The organism is Bacillus sp. CH30_1T (assembly GCF_008364765.1).
Lineage (GTDB): Bacteria > Bacillota > Bacilli > Bacillales > Bacillaceae_B > Rossellomorea.
In genome coordinates, this window is record NZ_VTUY01000003.1 from 202,299 (window position 1) to 219,757 (window position 17,459).

A 17,459-nucleotide genomic window follows, 5' to 3' on the forward strand; every position below is an offset into this window, starting at 1 on the left:
CTGGTCATTCTGATCGATTTAAATAGATAAGGGGACTAACCGTTAAGGTGTAGTCCCGCTTTTCACGAACTAAGCTTTATTAAAATTTCAGGATGGCAAATCCATACCCTTCAAGTGTCACTTCAATGGAATCTGCTTCAGCGGCAAAATCTTCACCGCTCCACAGATTCGTGATTTTCTTTCCTTTTAATTCAAAAGGAAGAGAGTAGGTGGTAGATTCTTCACTGGAGTTTAATAGGACAAAGATTGTTTCCTCTCCGTTTGATTTTGTGAAGGAAAGGCAATGCTCATGAAGGTTCCCGGGTAAAAAAGTCAGATTTCCTTCGTTGCTTAACAGTGGATACTTATTACGGAGGGCGATATGTTTCCGTATATGCCCGAAGAGCTCTTCATTATGATGTTCTTTTTCCCATGGGAAGCACTTACGGCACCCTGGATCCTGTTCACCAGTCAGGCCAATTTCATCACCATAATAAATACAAGGTGTACCTGTGAAAGTGAGCATGAACGTGTAAATTTGTTTAGCACGTCGGATATCTTCGCCGCACTCTGTTAATACACGAGGTGTATCGTGACTTCCGACAAGGTTGAAGTTCACTTCGTTTACGTTCTTAGGGTACATATGCACGACCGAAGCCATATTTTCTACAAATTGAGAAGCAGAAATCGTTTGATGAGCAAATAGATTCAAGAGATTTGTCGTGAAAGGATAGTTCATGACAGCATCGAATTGATCTCCCCGTAACCAGGGCATTGAATCGTGCCAAATTTCTCCTAAAATATATAGATCCGGTTTTATACCCTTCACTTCTCTCCGGAATTCACGCCAGAAGTGGTGATCAACTTCATTTGCAACATCCAGACGCCATCCATCGATATCAAATTCCTTTATCCAGTATCGGCCAACCTCTAATAGATAATTGTGGACCTCTTCATTTTCAGTATTTAATTTCGGCATGGAAGGTTCGAATGCAAAAGTATCATAATTAGGGGGCTTACTTTCTATATCCAAAGGAAATTCGTTTACATGAAACCACTCTTTATAAGGAGAATCTTCTCCGTTTTCAAGTACATCCTGGAATTGGTCAAAATAGAATCCGCTATGATTAAAGACGGCATCCAGCATGACTTTAATTTCATTCTCATGACAGACCTTTATTAATTCCTTCAAAGTTTCTTTCGTCCCAAACTGTGGGTCGATTTCGAAATAATCAATCGTGTCGTATTTATGGTTGGAATGAGCTTTAAAGATTGGGGTAAAGTAGATCCCGGAGATCCCAAGCTCTTTTAGATAAGGAATGTTCTGGATCACACCTTCTATATCCCCACCGAAGAAATTGGTCGGAGTGGGCTCTGTACTATTCCAAGTCAGTGTTCCCTCAGGGTCATTCTCCTGATTCCCATTTGCGAATCGCTCCGGGAAGATTTGATACCATACTGTATCCTTCACCCATGCCGGTGCTTGAAAGACATCGATGGCATTCAAGAACGGGAAGCAGAAGTAATCCCCGATATCAGTAGAAGGAGCCTCATTAAATCCTTTTTCACCATAAAAGACTTCATCCGTTTCGTCATGGAGAAGAAAACCGTAACGAAGGCGTCTGAAAGGGGGGGAGATGGGAGCAAACCAATAATCAAACAGGTGATCAGTTCCGGTTAAAATCATTTCCTTACGGTCATAAATCCATTTTCCGGCTTCCCATTGATAGGGATCTCCGTGCAGGAGTGTGACGTTTTCTACATCATTTTTCTTCGTACGAATCCGTATGTGTAATTCGTTTTCAGTGCAAGCGTATGCATAGTTATCTTTTGGTCTATGATAAATGGCTTCCAGTAGCATCGTAAATCCTCCTCTTTTTGATTCCATTTAAAGAGTATTCTAAAGCAACAATGTTGTCAATAATGGGCCATCAATCTAGTGAAGCGTTTTCTTTTCTCCCTGGCAAACATAAAAAATTTTCAAAAAAGTATTGTCAAAGGAGATTTAGTTTGTATAATAAGAAGTAGATTGTGCAATCGTTTTCACAAAGAATGTAAGCGATATCTTTCAAGTAAATGTCATAGGTATGTGCAAACGTTTGTTCAGTCTAAAATATGAATCAATACTTTTTACCATACTTAGGAGGGGTTGAGATGAAAAAAGCGTTATCATTATTGATGGTAATCATGCTTGTACTAGGGGCGTTGGCTGCTTGTGGTCCTAATCGTGAAGAAGGGTCAGGAAACAACGACAGCGGAGAGAAGAAAGCTGACGATGCAAACAAACCTGAAAAACTGGTTGTCTGGGAAGATCAAGAGAAAACTGGATGGCTGGATGAAGTAGGTGCTAAGTTCGAAGAAGAAACTGGCATCAAAGTTGAAGTGAAAGAAGTCGAAATGGCTACTAAGATGAAAGAACAATTACGTTTAGATGGTCCTGCTGGAACTGGTCCAGACGTTTTAACATTACCACATGACCAAATCGGTGAGCTTGCTCTTGCTGGTCATATCGCTGCTTTAGAAGTTGAAGGGGACATTGAAGAGCGTTTCACTGAATCTTCTATGACGGCGGAGAGCTATGATGGAAAACTATATGGTCTTCCAAAGTCTTCTGAAACACCGGTATTCGTTTATAACAAAGCATTAATGGAAGAAGTTCCCAAAACAATGGATGAAGTTTACACATTCTCTAAAGACTTCACAAAAGATGGAAACTACGGTTTCTTAGCTCTTTGGGACAACTTCTACTTCGCTCATGCACCAATCGGTGGATTTGGCGGATATGTATTTGCTGAAAATGATGGAGCATTAGATGCGAAAGATCTTGGGTTAAACAATGAAGGTGCTGTAGAAGGTACGGAATATATTCAAAAATGGTACACAGAAGGTTTATTCCCTAAAGGTATCGTTGGTGAAAATGGTGGATCTGCAATGGACGGTCTGTTTGGTGAAGGAAAAGTTGCTTCTGTCATGAATGGACCATGGTCTTTCCAAGGTTACAAAGATGCTGGAATCGATATCGGGGTATCTGCTATGCCTAAACTTCCAAACGGAGAGCCGATGAAAACTTTCATGGGTGTTAAAGGATGGCACGTATCAGGATACTCTGAAAATAAAGAGTGGGCTCAAAAATTCATCGAATTCATCACTCAAGATGAGTATGCGAAATTACGTTTTGAACAAACTCAAGAAGTTCCAACAAACCAAGGGTTGATCGACGATCCTGCGATCGCAGAAAATCCAGGAGCTAAAGCGGTTGCTGAGCAATCTCAAAATGCGGTTCCAATGCCGAACATTCCTGAAATGGGAGAGGTTTGGGGACCAATGGCTGACTCACTTCAAACCGTTGTGACAGGCAAACAAGAACCTAAAACGGCTCTTGATGCAGCTGTAAAGCAAATTCAAGAAAACATTGATGCCAATCACTCAAACTAATGAATAAACATAGCGGTACCTTCTCAATTAGAGAGGTACTGCTATCCTTTTAAAGACCTATTCAAGGGCTTTTTAAGGAAATAATGACTTCTTTTCTTAAAAAGCTCTTGAAGCTTATCAAAATTGTGAACGTAGAAAGGGGAATATAGGATGGATCAACAATCCTATCAAACAAAACATAGAAAAACAGCACTGACCCTTTCCCTAATCCCTGGATTAGGTCAGATGTATCATAGACAGTTTCTAAAAGGCGGATTCTTCCTGGTCATGACAGCCGCTTTTATCCTTGTCTTTAGAGATTTGATCGGCTACGGATTATGGGGGATTACAACGCTTGGGACAGACATCTCATACGGAGATCATTCCATTTTCTTAATGGTATACGGAATCCTGGCAATCATCGTATCAATCTTCGGAATCGGATTTTACTTATTTAATCTTCGGGACGCATATAAAAACGGAGAAAAGAGAGACAGAGGTGAGAAGCTAAGTACGATTCGGGAACAATACAGAAATTTAGTAGACAATGGCTTTCCTTATCTTATTATGTCTCCTGGATTCTTACTACTCGTATTCGTAGTCATCTTCCCGATTATCTTCGTTATCTTACTGGCATTTACAAACTATGATTTGTATCACTCACCGCCGGCTAAATTAGTCGACTGGATAGGGATTCAAAACTTTGTTGATATTTTCAAGATTGATATTTGGAGAGAAACATTCATCACCGTTTTAGCCTGGACACTTGTTTGGACATTCGGTGCCACAACGCTTCAAGTTGCCCTGGGTGTATTCCTGGCCATCCTGGTCAATCAAAAAGATTTAAAAGGAAAAGCAATCATTCGTACCGTGTTCATTTTACCTTGGGCCATCCCGGCTTTCGTTTCCATTTTGGTTTTCGCCGGTATGTTCAATGAATCTTTCGGAACGATTAACCGGGATATCTTAGGATTTTTCGGCATTGAAGGATTACCATGGATGACTGAACCAATGTATACAAGAATTGCCCTTATAGGTATTCAAGCCTGGTTAGGCTTCCCATTCATCTTTGCCATGACAACGGGTGTACTTCAATCGATTCCAGATGAGCTTTATGAAGCAGCAACGGTTGACGGGGCATCGGCTTTCCAAAAATTCAAGAACATTACGTTGCCGCTTGTTCTTTTTGCAACGGCACCAATCATCATTACGCAATATACATTTAACTTTAATAACTTTAACGTTATTTACTTATTCAATGGCGGAGGACCTGCCCTGACAGGACAAAATGCAGGTGGAACTGACATTTTGATTTCCTGGATCTACAGTTTGACTATGACGTCCGCACAGTATTCGAAAGCCGCTGCCATCACATTATTATTATCCATCATCGTCATTACAGTAGCGATCTGGCAGTTCAAGAGAACGAAATCATTCCAAGAAGAGGATATGATGTAATATGAATATGAAGAGACAGAAACTCATACGTTTGACACTTTCATACGCAGCAATTGGAATTATGTTTGCCATCATTCTTTACCCGGTTGCATGGATCATCGGTTCTTCCTTTAACCCAGGACAAAGTTTATCGGGTTCATCCATCATTCCTAAGAATGCAACACTGGCACATTATAAGGAACTATTCGATCTCGAGCAAAGTAATTATTTGCTTTGGTACTGGAATTCATTAAAAGTAAGTTTATCAACAATGGCACTTACGGTATTACTGGTCAGTTTAACGGCTTACTCTTTCTCACGTTACCGCTTCGCTGGTCGTAAGAATGGATTAATGACATTCCTTATCCTCCAAATGATTCCTAACTTTGCTGCATTAATTGCGATTTTCGTTTTAGCACTATTAACGGATCTATTGGATACTCATATTGGATTGATTCTTGTATACGTTGGTGGACAGATCCCAATGAATACATGGTTAATGAAAGGGTACCTGGATACGATTCCGAAAGAGCTTGATGAATCAGCTAAGATGGACGGAGCGGGACATTTACGTATTTTCTTCCAGATTGTAATGCCCCTTGCAAAACCGATCATTGCGGTAGTTGCACTATTTTCATTCATTGCACCATTCGCAGACTTTATCATCGCAAGTATCCTATTGCGCTCAGAAAAAATGTACACATTACCGGTTGCCCTTTATGATATGGTAGCAAAACAATTCGGAGCTGAATTTACTACATTTGCTGCTGGATCTGTATTAATTGCCGTACCAATTGCTCTATTATTCCTGTTCTTCCAGAAATACTTCGTTTCAGGATTGACGGCAGGGGGTACAAAAGGATAATCTTATAGGCGTTACTAACAGTTTTAGGAGGAGCGGAGATGAAAAGTAGAGTATTATCTCTCATTTTAGTCCCGTTTCTTCTTTTTTACGCCCTTCCGGTAGGTGCAGTTGAAAAAGAAGAACGAAAATGGCAGGATGAGACCATTTATTTTCTTATGGTCGATCGCTTTAATAACGGGGATACGGGCAATGATAAGAATGTGGATACCAAAGACCCTAAAGCCTATCAAGGCGGTGACTTTCAAGGTGTGATTGATAAGCTGGATTATATTAAGGATATGGGATTTACCGCCATCTGGCTGACCCCGATCTTTGATAATCAACCCCTTGGGTATCACGGGTATTGGATTACAGATTTCTATAAGACAGAAGAACATTTCGGATCCATCGATACGTTTAAAAAGCTTGTAGATGAGGCACACAAACGTGATATGAAAGTGATGCTGGACTTCGTTGTAAACCATGTCGGACCCGAACACCCTTGGGTGAATGATCCTGAAAAATCGGACTGGTTTCATGAAAGACAGCCGATGAACTTCGATAATGAAGACAGTCTACAAAATGCGTGGTTATATGATCTTCCCGATTTAAATACAGAAAATCCTGAAGTGAAAAACTACTTATTTGACGCCGCTAAATGGTGGATCGAAGAAACAGATGTTGACGGATACCGGCTGGATACTGTTCGTCACGTACCACAAGAATTCTGGACTGAATTTAGCGAAGAGGTTAAGTCAGTCAAAGAAGACTTCTATCTTCTTGGTGAGGTGTTCGATCGCGATCCCCAGAAGATAGCGAAGTATAATGATGTAGGAATTGATGGATTTGTTAACTTTCCTCAAGCAGAAGAAATGCGTTCTGTATTCCAAAAATCGGATGCATCGATGGATCGTCTTTTTAACTTCTGGAAATACAACGAAACGTACTATGACGATCCTTACTTAATGGGGACTTTTATCGATAATCATGATATGGAACGTTTTACGAGACTGCTCGTTCAAGAGAAGCTCTTCCCGGGTACCAGGTGGAAGCTCGCTCTAACGTATATGTATACGACTCCAGGGATACCGATCGTTTATTATGGTTCAGAAATAGCCGTAGATGGTGGAAATGACCCGGATAATCGGCGTTTTATGAACTTTAGGGCAGATGAAGAATTGATTGATTACATCACTCAATTAGGAAAGCTTCGTCAAGATTACCCCGCCCTTACAAGAGGGACGATAAAACCCATCTATGAAAAAGACGGTATGGGAATATTTAAGCGTACTTACGGGGATCAAACGCTCGTGATCGCCATAAACAACACAAGTGAATCTCAAAAGGTTCAATTGAGTGAAGAAGAATTAGCAGAAAATAGTGAGCTGAAAGGATTATTAACCGCAGACCTGGTACGTATTGATAAGGATGGAAACTATACGATCATAGTCGATCGTGAAGAATCAGAGGTTTATTCCCTTAAACAGAAGAGTGGATTGAATTATCCTTACCTACTGACACTTGGCACTGTATATGTTCTTTTCTTACTCTTTATTTATCTTGTATGGAAGCGTGGAAGGAAGAAAATACAGTCATGATTTGATGCGGGGCTCAATCTATGAGCCCTGCAATTCCTGATTTTTAAGAATAATGAAATGGAAGCGTTTTAATTATTGTAAAAAAGAATAAAGCAGCCCTCAACACCTAAGAGGGTACGATTTTCAAAGAGGGGGGTGGAATGAATGGCGGTCACCATCAAGGATGTTGCAAAGCTTGCAAACGTAGCTCCATCTACGGTTTCGCGTGTTATTGCAAACAATCCAAGAATCAGCGAGAAAACAAAGCAAAAAGTAAGAGAAGCGATGGAGCAGTTAGGATATCATCCTAACTTCATTGCAAGGAGCTTGGCAAATCAATCCACTCAAGTATTGGGGCTTGTATTACCAGGTTCGGCTAGTACTTTTTCACAAAATCCTTTCTTTCCTACAGTGTTAAGAGGACTAAGTGAAGGGGCGCAGGAAAAACAATACGCACTTCAGATGTCCACAGGTCAATCCGAAGAAGAAATCTATGAAGGGGTCGTCCAAATGGTGCAAGGGGGAAGAGTGGACGGAATCATCCTTCTTTACTCAAAAGTGGAAGATAAAGTGATGAACTACTTAAAAGATCGTGGTTTTCCATTTGTCGTCGTCGGGAAGCCTTATAAATATAGTGAAGAGATTACTCATGTGGATAATGACAACTACCGGGCAACGAAGGAAGTAACCGATTATCTGCTGGAGCTTGGTCATGAATGCATCGGCTTTATAGGTGGAGACCTCAACCTAGTTGTAACAGTTGAGCGTCTATTAGGTTATGAGAAGGCTTTGCGTAATGCTGGAATAGACATGAAGGACGAGTACATCATTCATGAAGAATTTCTTCGTGAAGGAGGTCGTGAAGCCATTAATGAACTGATGCAATTAGACGCTCCTCCAACGGCTCTGGTAGTGGCCGATGATCTAATGGCATTAGGGGTACTGAACACACTGGATGAAATGGGCATCCGTGTTCCTGAAGACATTTCCATTGTCAGCTTCAACAATGTATTGCTGGCTGAAATGTCCCGTCCGCCGCTCACGTCTGTAGATATCAATATATTCAATCTGGGAAATGAGGCAGCAAAAAGCCTGATCCAAAAGATTGAGAACCCAAAAGAGCCGATCAAGAGAATCATAGTGCCGCATCAGCTCGTTACAAGATGCTCTTGCAGTGAGCGAAAAGTGAACTCATAATAAAAGCGACTGAAGCCCTTTAAACTCCACTTTATTGGAGAATCAAATGCTTCAGTCGCTTTCAATTTAGCCGTTAATTACCGTTCCGCCATTAATATGAATCATCTGTCCTGATACGTAGCTTGAATCTTCGCTTGCCAGGTATACGTATGCAGGTCCTAATTCATACGGCTGACCAGCACGTCCTAGTGGAGTATTCGCTCCAAACTGAGATACCTTTTGAGAGCTGAAAGTGGACGGAATCAACGGAGTCCAAATCGGGCCAGGTGCCACGCCATTTACCCTGATTCCATCGGATGCAATGTTTTCTGCAAGGGATCGCGTGAAACTGACAATGGCACCCTTAGTAGAAGAATAATCAATCAAATCCTTATTCCCTTTATATGCTGTGATAGAAGCCGTGTTAATAATCGAAGCTCCCTTTTTAAGATGAGGCAATGCTGCTCTTGTTAAGTAAAACATAGAGAATACATTCGTCTTAAATGTACGCTCCAATTGCTCATCACTTATATCAGTAAGCCCTTGTTGAGGATGCTGTTCAGCAGCGTTGTTCACCAGTATATCAAGCTTCCCGAATTCAGAAATCGTTTTGTTCACGATGTCTTTACAAAACGTCGAGCTTCCTATATCACCTGACAGCAGGATACATCTTACACCTTCCGCTTCCACTAAATCCTTCGTTTTATTCGCATCTTCATGTTCATCTAAATAAGAAATTGCGACATGTGCGCCTTCCCTGGCATAATACCATGCGACCGATCGTCCAATCCCGCTGTCTCCTCCGGTAATAAGTGCAACCTTACCGTCCAGCTTTCCACTGCCTTTATAATTTTGATCCGTATGAATCGGCTGGGGGTTCATTTCATCCACTGTGCCGGGCTGATGATCCTGGTGCTGCGGGGGAAACGTTTGCTTCTGATTTTGTTGTTGTGGTGACAATGAAAACACTCCTTTGATGATTTAGGTTATCTTAAGATAGTGTTTACCCGGAAAAAATAATTATTAACGTGTTTCTATTGGGAGATTTATCAAATTTTTCGGTCGAATTGACGTGTAATGCAGTTATTTCGATATGGGACGAAGCCATTTGATGTGAGATAGAGCCGTGATTGAGGGAGTTCAGCCGATTTTTTATGGAATTCCGGCAGCTTTCCTAAAAAATCCAACATTTTAACAGATTTATCTTTATCGAAGTGCATAGACATACAAAAAACAGGCCTCACCCGAGAGAAGCCTGCCTACAATTATTCTTTTTCCATCAACCCGGCACCCTTATAGCCGATCATATTCAACAAGCCTTTAGGAGAAGAGAAAGGAGGGGCGTAGCAGGTTTCGATTTCCTGGAGGTCGGTAATGGTCAGGCCACCGTAAATGGCTGTGGCAAGAACGTCGATTTGCTTGTCTACTCCTTCGCCACCAACTACATTTCCTCCAAAGATCTTTCCGGTGTCAGGACAAAAGTGGACTCTCACATACACATCATGAGCACCGGGATAGTAGCCGGCATGTGACTTTCCTTCATGCACGGATGTTTTATACGAATAGCCCTTTTCATTTAATTCCTTCTCGCCTATTCCGGTAGATGCGATGGAAAGGTCGAATACCTTCGCAATAGCAGTACCCAGCATACCCTTAAAAGGTACGGGGTTTCCTGAAAGATGTCTTGCGATTATATAAGCTTGTCGATGGGCTGGCCATGCGAGAGGAACCTGCTTAGGGGTCCCGTCAATAAGATCCATGGACTCTACCACATCTCCAACTGCATAAATGGAGGGGTCGTCTGTTTGCATAAACTCATTACTGACGACACCACCTGACTCTCCTGTTGATAACCCGGCTTCCTTAGCAAGAAGGTTATTAGGCTTTACGCCTACCGAAAGGAGAATGAAGTCAGACTGAAACGTTTCTCCGCTATCTAGTTTCAGGGTATTTTCTGCTAGCACCTCTTTCAGTCCATCATTGGTGTACAACTTAACACCTTGTTTCGTTATATGCTCTTGCAGTTTGATGGCAGTCTCTTCATCGATTACACTAATGACATGTTCCGATCTTTCAACCAGATTGACTTTCATCTCCAAATGAGTGAAGTTCTCAGACATTTCGACTCCTATATAGCCACCGCCGATAATGGTACAGTTTTTTGGCTTTGAGGTTTCAACGAATTGCTTTATTCTGTCCATGTCTTCAACGGTTCTGAGATGGAAAGCCGGAATTTTATCAAGTCCCGGGATGTCGGGGATAAAGGGGGAAGCCCCTGTTGCGAGCACGAGGTAATCATATGCTTCTTCGTAATCCCGGTTTTTGTCATGATCTCTCACAAGTATAGATTTTTTATCACGATCAATTTTTAGCGCCTCATGATGCATGCGAACATCGATGTTTTTTTTCGTATGTAGTTTTTCAGGTGTGGCAGCAAAAAGACTTTCACGGTCTTTAATGACTTCACCTAAGTAATAAGGCATTCCGCATGCCCCGTATGAAAGATAGGATGTCTTTTCAAGAAGAATAATTTCTATTTTACTATCCAGTTTTCTAATCTGTGATGCAGTGGTGGCACCGCCGCCGACCGCCCCAATAATGATGACCTTTTTTTTCATGTTTTTCCTCCTAAATGAAAGAAGTCTAATGGATATATTGTACCCATTAGACTTCTTTGAAAAACCGAATTAACGAAAGTTTACGTACTGCACATCGATAGAAAGATCTGCTTCACGGATAGCGGCGATGATTTTTTGAAGATCATCCTTGCTTTTTCCAGTGACCCGTACTTGATCATCCTGCACCTGACTCTTCACTTTTACGCCCGAGTTTTTGATGATGGTATTGATTTTTTTTGCATTATCTTTATCGATTCCTTGAACGAGCTTCGCACGCTGACGAACGGTTCCGCCCGAGGCCCCTTCAAGCTTGCTGTAGTCAAGGTTCTTAACAGGTACATTACGCTTGATGAGTTTGCTTAGAAGTACATCCTTTAACTGATTCATTTTAAATTCATCATCAGAAACGAGAACGATTTCCTCTCCATCTAATTTAATGTCACTCTTACTTCCTTTAAAGTCATAACGTGTTTGAACTTCTTTCAACGCAATTTGAATCGCATTACTCACTTCAGACATATCCACTTTCGACACAATATCAAATGAACTCTCTTTTGCCATATGTAACCCCTCCATAGTATTATCTCTTTCATTATAGACAACCTTTAATGGTGCATACAACTTCTATGAATGCATTGGGGGGATTTTTTAAACAATAAAAAGCACCAGCTCTATAAAGAACTGGCACTTTCCGTATCCAAGAGCCGGAGACTGCCCACGGCAACTCCTTACAAATGATCCGTCTTCTTAGAATACTGATTTTTCCCGGCTTTACGATTCACTTCTTTGATCTTATTTTTTTCCTGATGCAGGGCATTGTTGTCTCTGGCCTTTTTTTCGTTATCAGATGTATGCGGCATAGTGATTCTCCCTTTTAGTATATTCTTCTCTCATAGTATGAGGAAGAAGAGGGGAGTTTATGAGTGTTCGTTTAAGAAAAATATGGCTAAAGTGCCTGTGCCTGTATGAGAACCTATGGCACATCCAATAATACTGATATATACATCTTTCGGTGAGAATTTTTCTTGAATGAGCTTCTTCATTTCAAGAGCAATTTCTTCGTCGTCTCCGTGGCTGATGGCGATCACTTGATTGGAGAGGTCTTCACCCCGTTCTTCCATCAAGTCGAGAATTCGTTTGAGAAGCTTCTTCTTCCCACGCAATTTTTCAATCGGGACAAGCTTTCCATCTTCTACATGTAGAAGAGGCTTGATGTTTAGCAGACCGCCAAGAAAAGCTGATGCTTTTGATACTCGTCCGCCTTTTGCCAGGTATTCTAGGTCTTCTACAGTGAATAGGTGCTCCATATGCTCTGAGTGGAAACGGGAGGCTGCGATAATTTCTTCTTTACTTCCGCCGTTCTGTAACAGTTCAGCAGCCTTCATTACAACTAATCCGTAACCCAGAGAAGCGCATTTTGAATCGATAATGGTCAAATCAAGAGCGGGGTGTTCCTCTTTTACCTGATCGCGAATCATCACAGCCGTTTGATACGTCCCTGATAATTGTGAGGAAAAGGCAATGTAGATACCGGATTGATTCGATTCTGCAAGCTCTGTGAACTTCTTCATGAAAAGGTCCGGTGATACTTGAGACGTTTTTGGCATATGTCCTTCCCTTATTTTGTTGAATACGGTTTTCGGCTCGATGGTGACGAGGTCCTCGTAGTCCTGACCATTAATATGTACTTTCAGTGGCAGCAGTTCTATGTTGTGTTCGTTGAAATATGCAGCAGGAAGGTCGCTCGCACTATCAGCAAATAATTTTACTGTCATCCTAATCATCCTTTGATTATTCTATATAGCTTTAGTCTAGCTATATTTCATTCAAATAACAATCCATAGAGTATGATTTAAAGGTGAAAAGTATCATTAACTTCTGAAAGGATGATTATCGGGATGAGTTTAGTTAAGATGAATTGTGGAACATAGAAAATAACAACTAGATGTGGGAGGTCTGTCAATGTCGAGAGATCATGTTCAGTTAGAAGCGAAGAAGTTTTTCGTAGTGTTAGTAGGGGCAGTACTGGGCGCCATTGCGATGAATTTTTTCCTGATACCGGCAAATGTTTATGCAAGTGGGTTTACAGGATTGGCACAGTTATTGTCGAGTGTGTTAAAAGAATTTGCACCATTCAATATTTCAACAGGTATTTTATTATTTATTTTAAATATTCCTGTGACGATTCTGGGGTGGCTTAAAGTTGGCCGTTCCTTTACAGTGTATAGCTTCATTTCCGTATTTCTGACGTCCTTATTCCTGGAAGTGATTCCTGTGATTAAATTATCGCCTGATATTCTTTTAAACGCCGTCTTTGGCGGGGTCATTGCCGCGGTGGGAGTTGGAATCACGTTAAAATGGGGTGCATCTACGGGAGGGATGGACATTATTGCCATGATTCTTTCCAGAATGAAAGATAAGCCTGTCGGGTCTTATTTCTTTCTGATGAATGCGGTCATCATTACTTCTGCAGGATTTCTTTATGGGTGGGAGAAAGCATTGTATACGTTAGTAACGTTGTATGCTTCTACCCGTGTCATTGATTCCATCCATACACGCCATGAAAAACTCACAGCGATGATTGTGACAAAGAAATCCAATGAATTAAGAGAAGCCATTCATTCAAAGCTTGTCAGGGGAATCACGACTCTGCCTGCAAAAGGGGCTTTTTCCGGTGAAGATAAGGAAATGTTGATCATTGTCATTTCTCGCTATGAACTTTACGAACTCGAACATACTATTAAAGATGTAGATCCCAACGCATTTACCAATATCGTGCAAACGACTGGGATATTCGGATTTTTTAGAAAAGATTAGATTCTTAATATTAACAAATACTAAAGGTGAACTTGAATAGAAAGGGGTATCACCTTGAAGGCATTTGTTTATATACTTATTAGTTCTTTCATGCTCTTTAGTGTACCTTCTCAGATGAAAGCAGAGAAGGCACCTTTGATCTTTTCTGTAAAAACTTTTCCGGGAGAAGAAGGAACTCAGATCAAGCTCGTTCTTTATAATAATAGTGAAGGGGATAATAAGATCACTTTCCCTACGAGTCAGATGTTTGACTTTACAATCAAAAACAAAGCGGGCCAAGTGGTCTATCGGTACAGTCAGGGGAAATCATTCCTACAGGCGTTTCAAACCCTTACGTTGAAAAAGGGTGAAACGAAGATCTGGAAAGAAACATGGGATTACAAGCAGGAAGGAAAACGTGTCCCAAAAGGGGAATATAGGATTGAAGCACAGCTGATGGGAGAGGATATGAGTGGATTTGATCATCCTTTGCGAGCTGTGGATTCATTCTCGGTTCCAGAAGAAAACCCGTCCTTTAGAGGAATTACTGTACGTGAGGTGAAAGGACGTTATACCATCACAGGGCGAGCCCGGGTATCAGATGGCAGCTTTTATTATTCGGTGGAGGACGGACATAGAGTGCTTCTAAAAGAAACATTATTCAAGGTTAATAAAGAAGCGCCTAACTGGACTGATTTTTCCATCATACTTCCGGAGTTATCAGGTAGTGCTGAGAAGTTCTTTATAAGTCTTTATGAGCGGGATAAAGGCGATGGGAAGATTCTTCACCAATATGTCATCTCCATTCCGTGAAAAAAACAAGGGTTGTCGATTTTGGACAACCCTTGTTTTTTCTTTATGAAAGGCGGTTTAACTCATCTTGAAGAGCGTGAAGCTGCTTTTGTTCTTCGACATTTGAGTTAGCGTAAGCAGATGACAACGCGTTTTTCGCTTTATCAATGGACATTTGAGCGTTTTCTCCCGTACTGCATGCTTGTTGGGCAGAATGAACCGCGTTACGGGCCTGTTGGAATAATGGATTACTCACTACTCCATTCCCCCTAACCCTTCGCCATGTGATGCAAGCTTTTTAGCCTCTGCTTCAGCATACGTCAGATGGTACGGAATACGTTCATCATGTTTTGTTACAGCGATTTTACCTTGTTGTACAAATCGTTTAGATTTATTTCTACCCATCACTACCACCCCTTTTGCAAGTTGGAACGCATGATGCGCTCCTTTTTAGTATGGCTCAAGTGGTGGTGGAATACAGTAAGAAGATATACCCACAGCTTCCAAAAACGTTCTGGTTTAGAGATTAAAACGTTTTTGCAAGTAGCGTCCGATCCCGTCGTCTTGATTCGAAAATGTCACTTCATTGGCAATATCTTTAAGGGGATCAATGGCATTCCCCATGGCAACTCCAGTACCTGCATATTCAAGCATTTCAAGATCGTTATCTTCATCTCCGAATGCAATAATCCGTTCTTGCGGAATATTTAATGTTGATGCAACTCGTTCAATACCAACTGCTTTATTCAATCCTGATTTAACGATTTCGATGATGTGCCACGGTGCAGCCCAGCGGCGATGATCAATCAATTCTGCATGAACATCATCCAGGTGTGCACGAATCTCCGGAACATCTTCTTCCTCAGCGTGAATGAGCATGGAAGTAGGATGATCAGAAAGTACATTTCGGATGTCTCCAGTTGAGATCGCTGGATTGCCCATCATGAATACATCTATGATCTTTTCATCGTGATAGTGCAGATACACATCATCCATCACTTCGGCAACAATGTTGCGGAATTTAAAATCGTCACATGCATCAATGATTTGTTTTGCCACTGTTAAATCCATCGGCTCGTGATACAATCCCCATGCATCATCCATAGGATGATGCACGAAAGCACCGTTGAAATTTACTATCGGAGTAGTTAGCTTTAATTGTTGATAATACAATTCACTCGCACGATATGGCCTGCCGGTGGCAATCATCACTTCATGCCCTTTCATACGTGCTCTTTTTAATATATCGTGAGTTTTTGATGAGATTTTCTTCTCATCCGTTAATAGTGTTCCGTCTAAATCCAGAACAATCAGATGCTTTTCTTGTGCGTTCATGAATACAAATCCCCAATCTTATTGGTATTAAGGCAATTTTAGCGCCAGACATTGAAAGTTGTCCACCCCAGCTTCATATCATTTGAAAAATGTTTACAAACGCTTACGATTTAAATATTATACATACTACCAAATCTAGGATATCATAGTAAAGTGAAATGCATTCAGGAGGGAGAGACCACATATGATCTTAGTTGACAAATCAACCATTCAAAGCATTCCATTTCTTCACCTTGTAAAAGAAGAGGATATAGATAAGCAAGTCCCGGTATGTTTTTTTATCCACGGATTTACAAGTGCCAAGGAGCATAATTTACATTACGCCTATTATCTTGCGGAAAAAGGATTTAGAGTGATTCTTCCCGATTGTTTAGAGCATGGAGAGCGGTCGACAGGCAAATCAGAGCATCAATTAGGACAAGTATTCTGGAAGATCGTCTTAAATACGATTCATGAATTATCGATTATTAAAGGCCATTTTGAAGAAAAAGGATTGCTCGTTCATAATGGTATCGGAGTTGCAGGGACCTCAATGGGTGGTATCGTCACACTTGGAGCGTTGACTCAATATGATTGGATCTCTTCTGCTGTCTCGCTGATGGGGAATCCTACATATGTGAAGTTTGCTCAAGCTCAGTTGGACCAAGTTGAATCTTTAGGATATGAACTTCCATTCAGCGATGAAGAAATAGAAAACATGATAAGCGAACTGGCTCATTATGACTTAAGTCTTCAACCTGAAAAACTTAGCGGCAGACCATTGATGTTCTGGCACGGAAAACGGGACAAAGTTGTACCATTCAACCTGACACACGAATTCTACCAAAGCATCCTGCCATACTATGAATCCCAGGAGGATAACCTGTTATTTATAGAAGATGATAAAGCGGATCATAAAGTAACGAGAGAAGGCGTGTTAAAGCTTGTTGAGTGGTTTGAGAAACATCTATCGGCCTAACGTTTTGTTTTATAAACGTTCTTTTGTTAAGATGAATAGTGAAAATAGAAATGGGACAAGTATTGAGAGCAAAGGAGTGTTAGCATGGATCAAGATCTTAAAGATAATTTGATGGGGGCACTGGAACAGGTGGTTGACCCTGAATTAGGAATAGACATTGTCAATTTAGGTCTGGTATATGACGTGGATCTGGATGAAGAAGGTAAAGCAACGGTCACTATGACACTTACCTCAATGGGGTGCCCGCTGGCTGGTACCATTGTCGATCAAGTGAAAACAGCCCTAAGTGACATCCCTGAAGTGAAGGAAACAGAAGTAGACATCGTCTGGAATCCGCCATGGAGCAAAGACAACATGTCCCGCTATGCTAAAATTGCATTGGGGATTAGGTAACACGAAAAGCGGAGCCGACTGGTCAGGCCCGACAAGCATAAGACGAGCCTGCCGGAAAGGCGTTTTTTGCCTTTTTGGCAGGCTTGACTTATGACCTCGAGGGTCTAGCCGCCGGAGCTGGACAAGTAAAAAGCCGAGGA

General features: G+C 41.2%; 18 protein-coding genes. 9 read left to right on the plus strand and 9 right to left on the minus strand.

The window, feature by feature from the left end; all coding sequences use genetic code 11:
* Positions 1–79 precede the first annotated feature (79 nt).
* Positions 80–1,840, minus strand: coding sequence for an alpha-glycosidase (locus F0342_RS06415; RefSeq protein WP_149155166.1), 1,761 nt, complete (start codon positions 1,838–1,840; stop codon positions 80–82).
* Between the two features lie 293 nt (positions 1,841–2,133).
* Here F0342_RS06415 and F0342_RS06420 point away from each other — a divergent pair, with 293 nt between their 5' ends.
* From F0342_RS06420 to F0342_RS06440, 5 genes are all read left to right on the plus strand, one after another.
* On the plus strand, positions 2,134–3,414 hold the full coding sequence (locus tag F0342_RS06420; protein ID WP_149155167.1) for an extracellular solute-binding protein: 1,281 nt from the start codon (positions 2,134–2,136) through the stop codon (positions 3,412–3,414).
* Positions 3,415–3,564: 150 nt separating this feature from the next.
* The gene (locus F0342_RS06425; RefSeq protein WP_149155168.1) at positions 3,565–4,851 is read left to right on the plus strand and encodes a carbohydrate ABC transporter permease; all 1,287 of its coding nucleotides are present in this window, start codon (positions 3,565–3,567) and stop codon (positions 4,849–4,851) included.
* Between the two features lies 1 nt (position 4,852).
* Entirely contained in the window at positions 4,853–5,695 is an 843-nt protein-coding gene (locus tag F0342_RS06430) for a sugar ABC transporter permease (RefSeq protein ID WP_149155169.1), read from the plus strand.
* Between the two features lie 38 nt (positions 5,696–5,733).
* Complete coding sequence (locus F0342_RS06435) at positions 5,734–7,272, plus strand: alpha-amylase family glycosyl hydrolase (RefSeq protein WP_149155170.1); 1,539 nt, start codon at positions 5,734–5,736, stop codon at positions 7,270–7,272.
* A 144-nt stretch (positions 7,273–7,416) separates the two neighbouring features.
* A complete protein-coding gene (locus F0342_RS06440; RefSeq protein ID WP_149155171.1) occupies positions 7,417–8,448 on the plus strand; it encodes a LacI family DNA-binding transcriptional regulator in 1,032 nt (343 codons plus the stop codon).
* A gap of 66 nt (positions 8,449–8,514) precedes the next feature.
* Here F0342_RS06440 and F0342_RS06445 read toward each other — a convergent pair whose 3' ends face one another.
* From F0342_RS06445 to F0342_RS06465, 5 genes are all read right to left on the minus strand, one after another.
* On the minus strand, positions 8,515–9,387 hold the full coding sequence (locus tag F0342_RS06445; protein ID WP_149155172.1) for an SDR family oxidoreductase: 873 nt from the start codon (positions 9,385–9,387) through the stop codon (positions 8,515–8,517).
* Between the two features lie 305 nt (positions 9,388–9,692).
* Positions 9,693–11,045, minus strand: coding sequence for a CoA-disulfide reductase (locus tag F0342_RS06450; RefSeq protein WP_149155173.1), 1,353 nt, complete (start codon positions 11,043–11,045; stop codon positions 9,693–9,695).
* 69 nt (positions 11,046–11,114) lie between these two features.
* Positions 11,115–11,606, minus strand: coding sequence for a YajQ family cyclic di-GMP-binding protein (locus F0342_RS06455; protein ID WP_034763412.1), 492 nt, complete (start codon positions 11,604–11,606; stop codon positions 11,115–11,117).
* A 167-nt stretch (positions 11,607–11,773) separates the two neighbouring features.
* On the minus strand, positions 11,774–11,905 hold the full coding sequence (locus tag F0342_RS06460; protein WP_149155174.1) for a DUF3941 domain-containing protein: 132 nt from the start codon (positions 11,903–11,905) through the stop codon (positions 11,774–11,776).
* Positions 11,906–11,962: 57 nt separating this feature from the next.
* Positions 11,963–12,820, minus strand: coding sequence for a DegV family protein (locus F0342_RS06465; protein ID WP_149155175.1), 858 nt, complete (start codon positions 12,818–12,820; stop codon positions 11,963–11,965).
* A 187-nt stretch (positions 12,821–13,007) separates the two neighbouring features.
* Here F0342_RS06465 and F0342_RS06470 point away from each other — a divergent pair, with 187 nt between their 5' ends.
* The gene (locus tag F0342_RS06470) at positions 13,008–13,862 is read left to right on the plus strand and encodes a YitT family protein (protein WP_149155176.1); all 855 of its coding nucleotides are present in this window, start codon (positions 13,008–13,010) and stop codon (positions 13,860–13,862) included.
* Between the two features lie 54 nt (positions 13,863–13,916).
* Complete coding sequence (locus F0342_RS06475; RefSeq protein WP_149155177.1) at positions 13,917–14,654, plus strand: BsuPI-related putative proteinase inhibitor; 738 nt, start codon at positions 13,917–13,919, stop codon at positions 14,652–14,654.
* A 43-nt stretch (positions 14,655–14,697) separates the two neighbouring features.
* On the opposite strand, the gene F0342_RS06480 is transcribed toward F0342_RS06475, so the two are convergent.
* From F0342_RS06480 to F0342_RS06485, 3 genes are all read right to left on the minus strand, one after another.
* On the minus strand, positions 14,698–14,889 hold the full coding sequence (locus F0342_RS06480; protein WP_044337708.1) for a DUF3813 domain-containing protein: 192 nt from the start codon (positions 14,887–14,889) through the stop codon (positions 14,698–14,700).
* Positions 14,889–15,038 (minus strand): hypothetical protein, encoded by a 150-nt coding sequence (locus F0342_RS24725; RefSeq protein WP_187443328.1) that lies wholly within the window; start codon positions 15,036–15,038, stop codon positions 14,889–14,891. The genes F0342_RS06480 and F0342_RS24725 overlap by 1 nt, the downstream gene beginning before the upstream one ends.
* A 114-nt stretch (positions 15,039–15,152) precedes the next feature.
* The gene (locus tag F0342_RS06485) at positions 15,153–15,968 is read right to left on the minus strand and encodes a Cof-type HAD-IIB family hydrolase (protein ID WP_149155178.1); all 816 of its coding nucleotides are present in this window, start codon (positions 15,966–15,968) and stop codon (positions 15,153–15,155) included.
* Positions 15,969–16,152: 184 nt separating this feature from the next.
* Between F0342_RS06485 and F0342_RS06490 the strand changes: the two genes are divergently transcribed.
* On the plus strand, positions 16,153–16,926 hold the full coding sequence (locus F0342_RS06490; protein ID WP_149155179.1) for a prolyl oligopeptidase family serine peptidase: 774 nt from the start codon (positions 16,153–16,155) through the stop codon (positions 16,924–16,926).
* Between the two features lie 84 nt (positions 16,927–17,010).
* The gene (locus F0342_RS06495; protein WP_044337705.1) at positions 17,011–17,319 is read left to right on the plus strand and encodes a metal-sulfur cluster assembly factor; all 309 of its coding nucleotides are present in this window, start codon (positions 17,011–17,013) and stop codon (positions 17,317–17,319) included.
* Positions 17,320–17,459 lie beyond the last annotated feature (140 nt).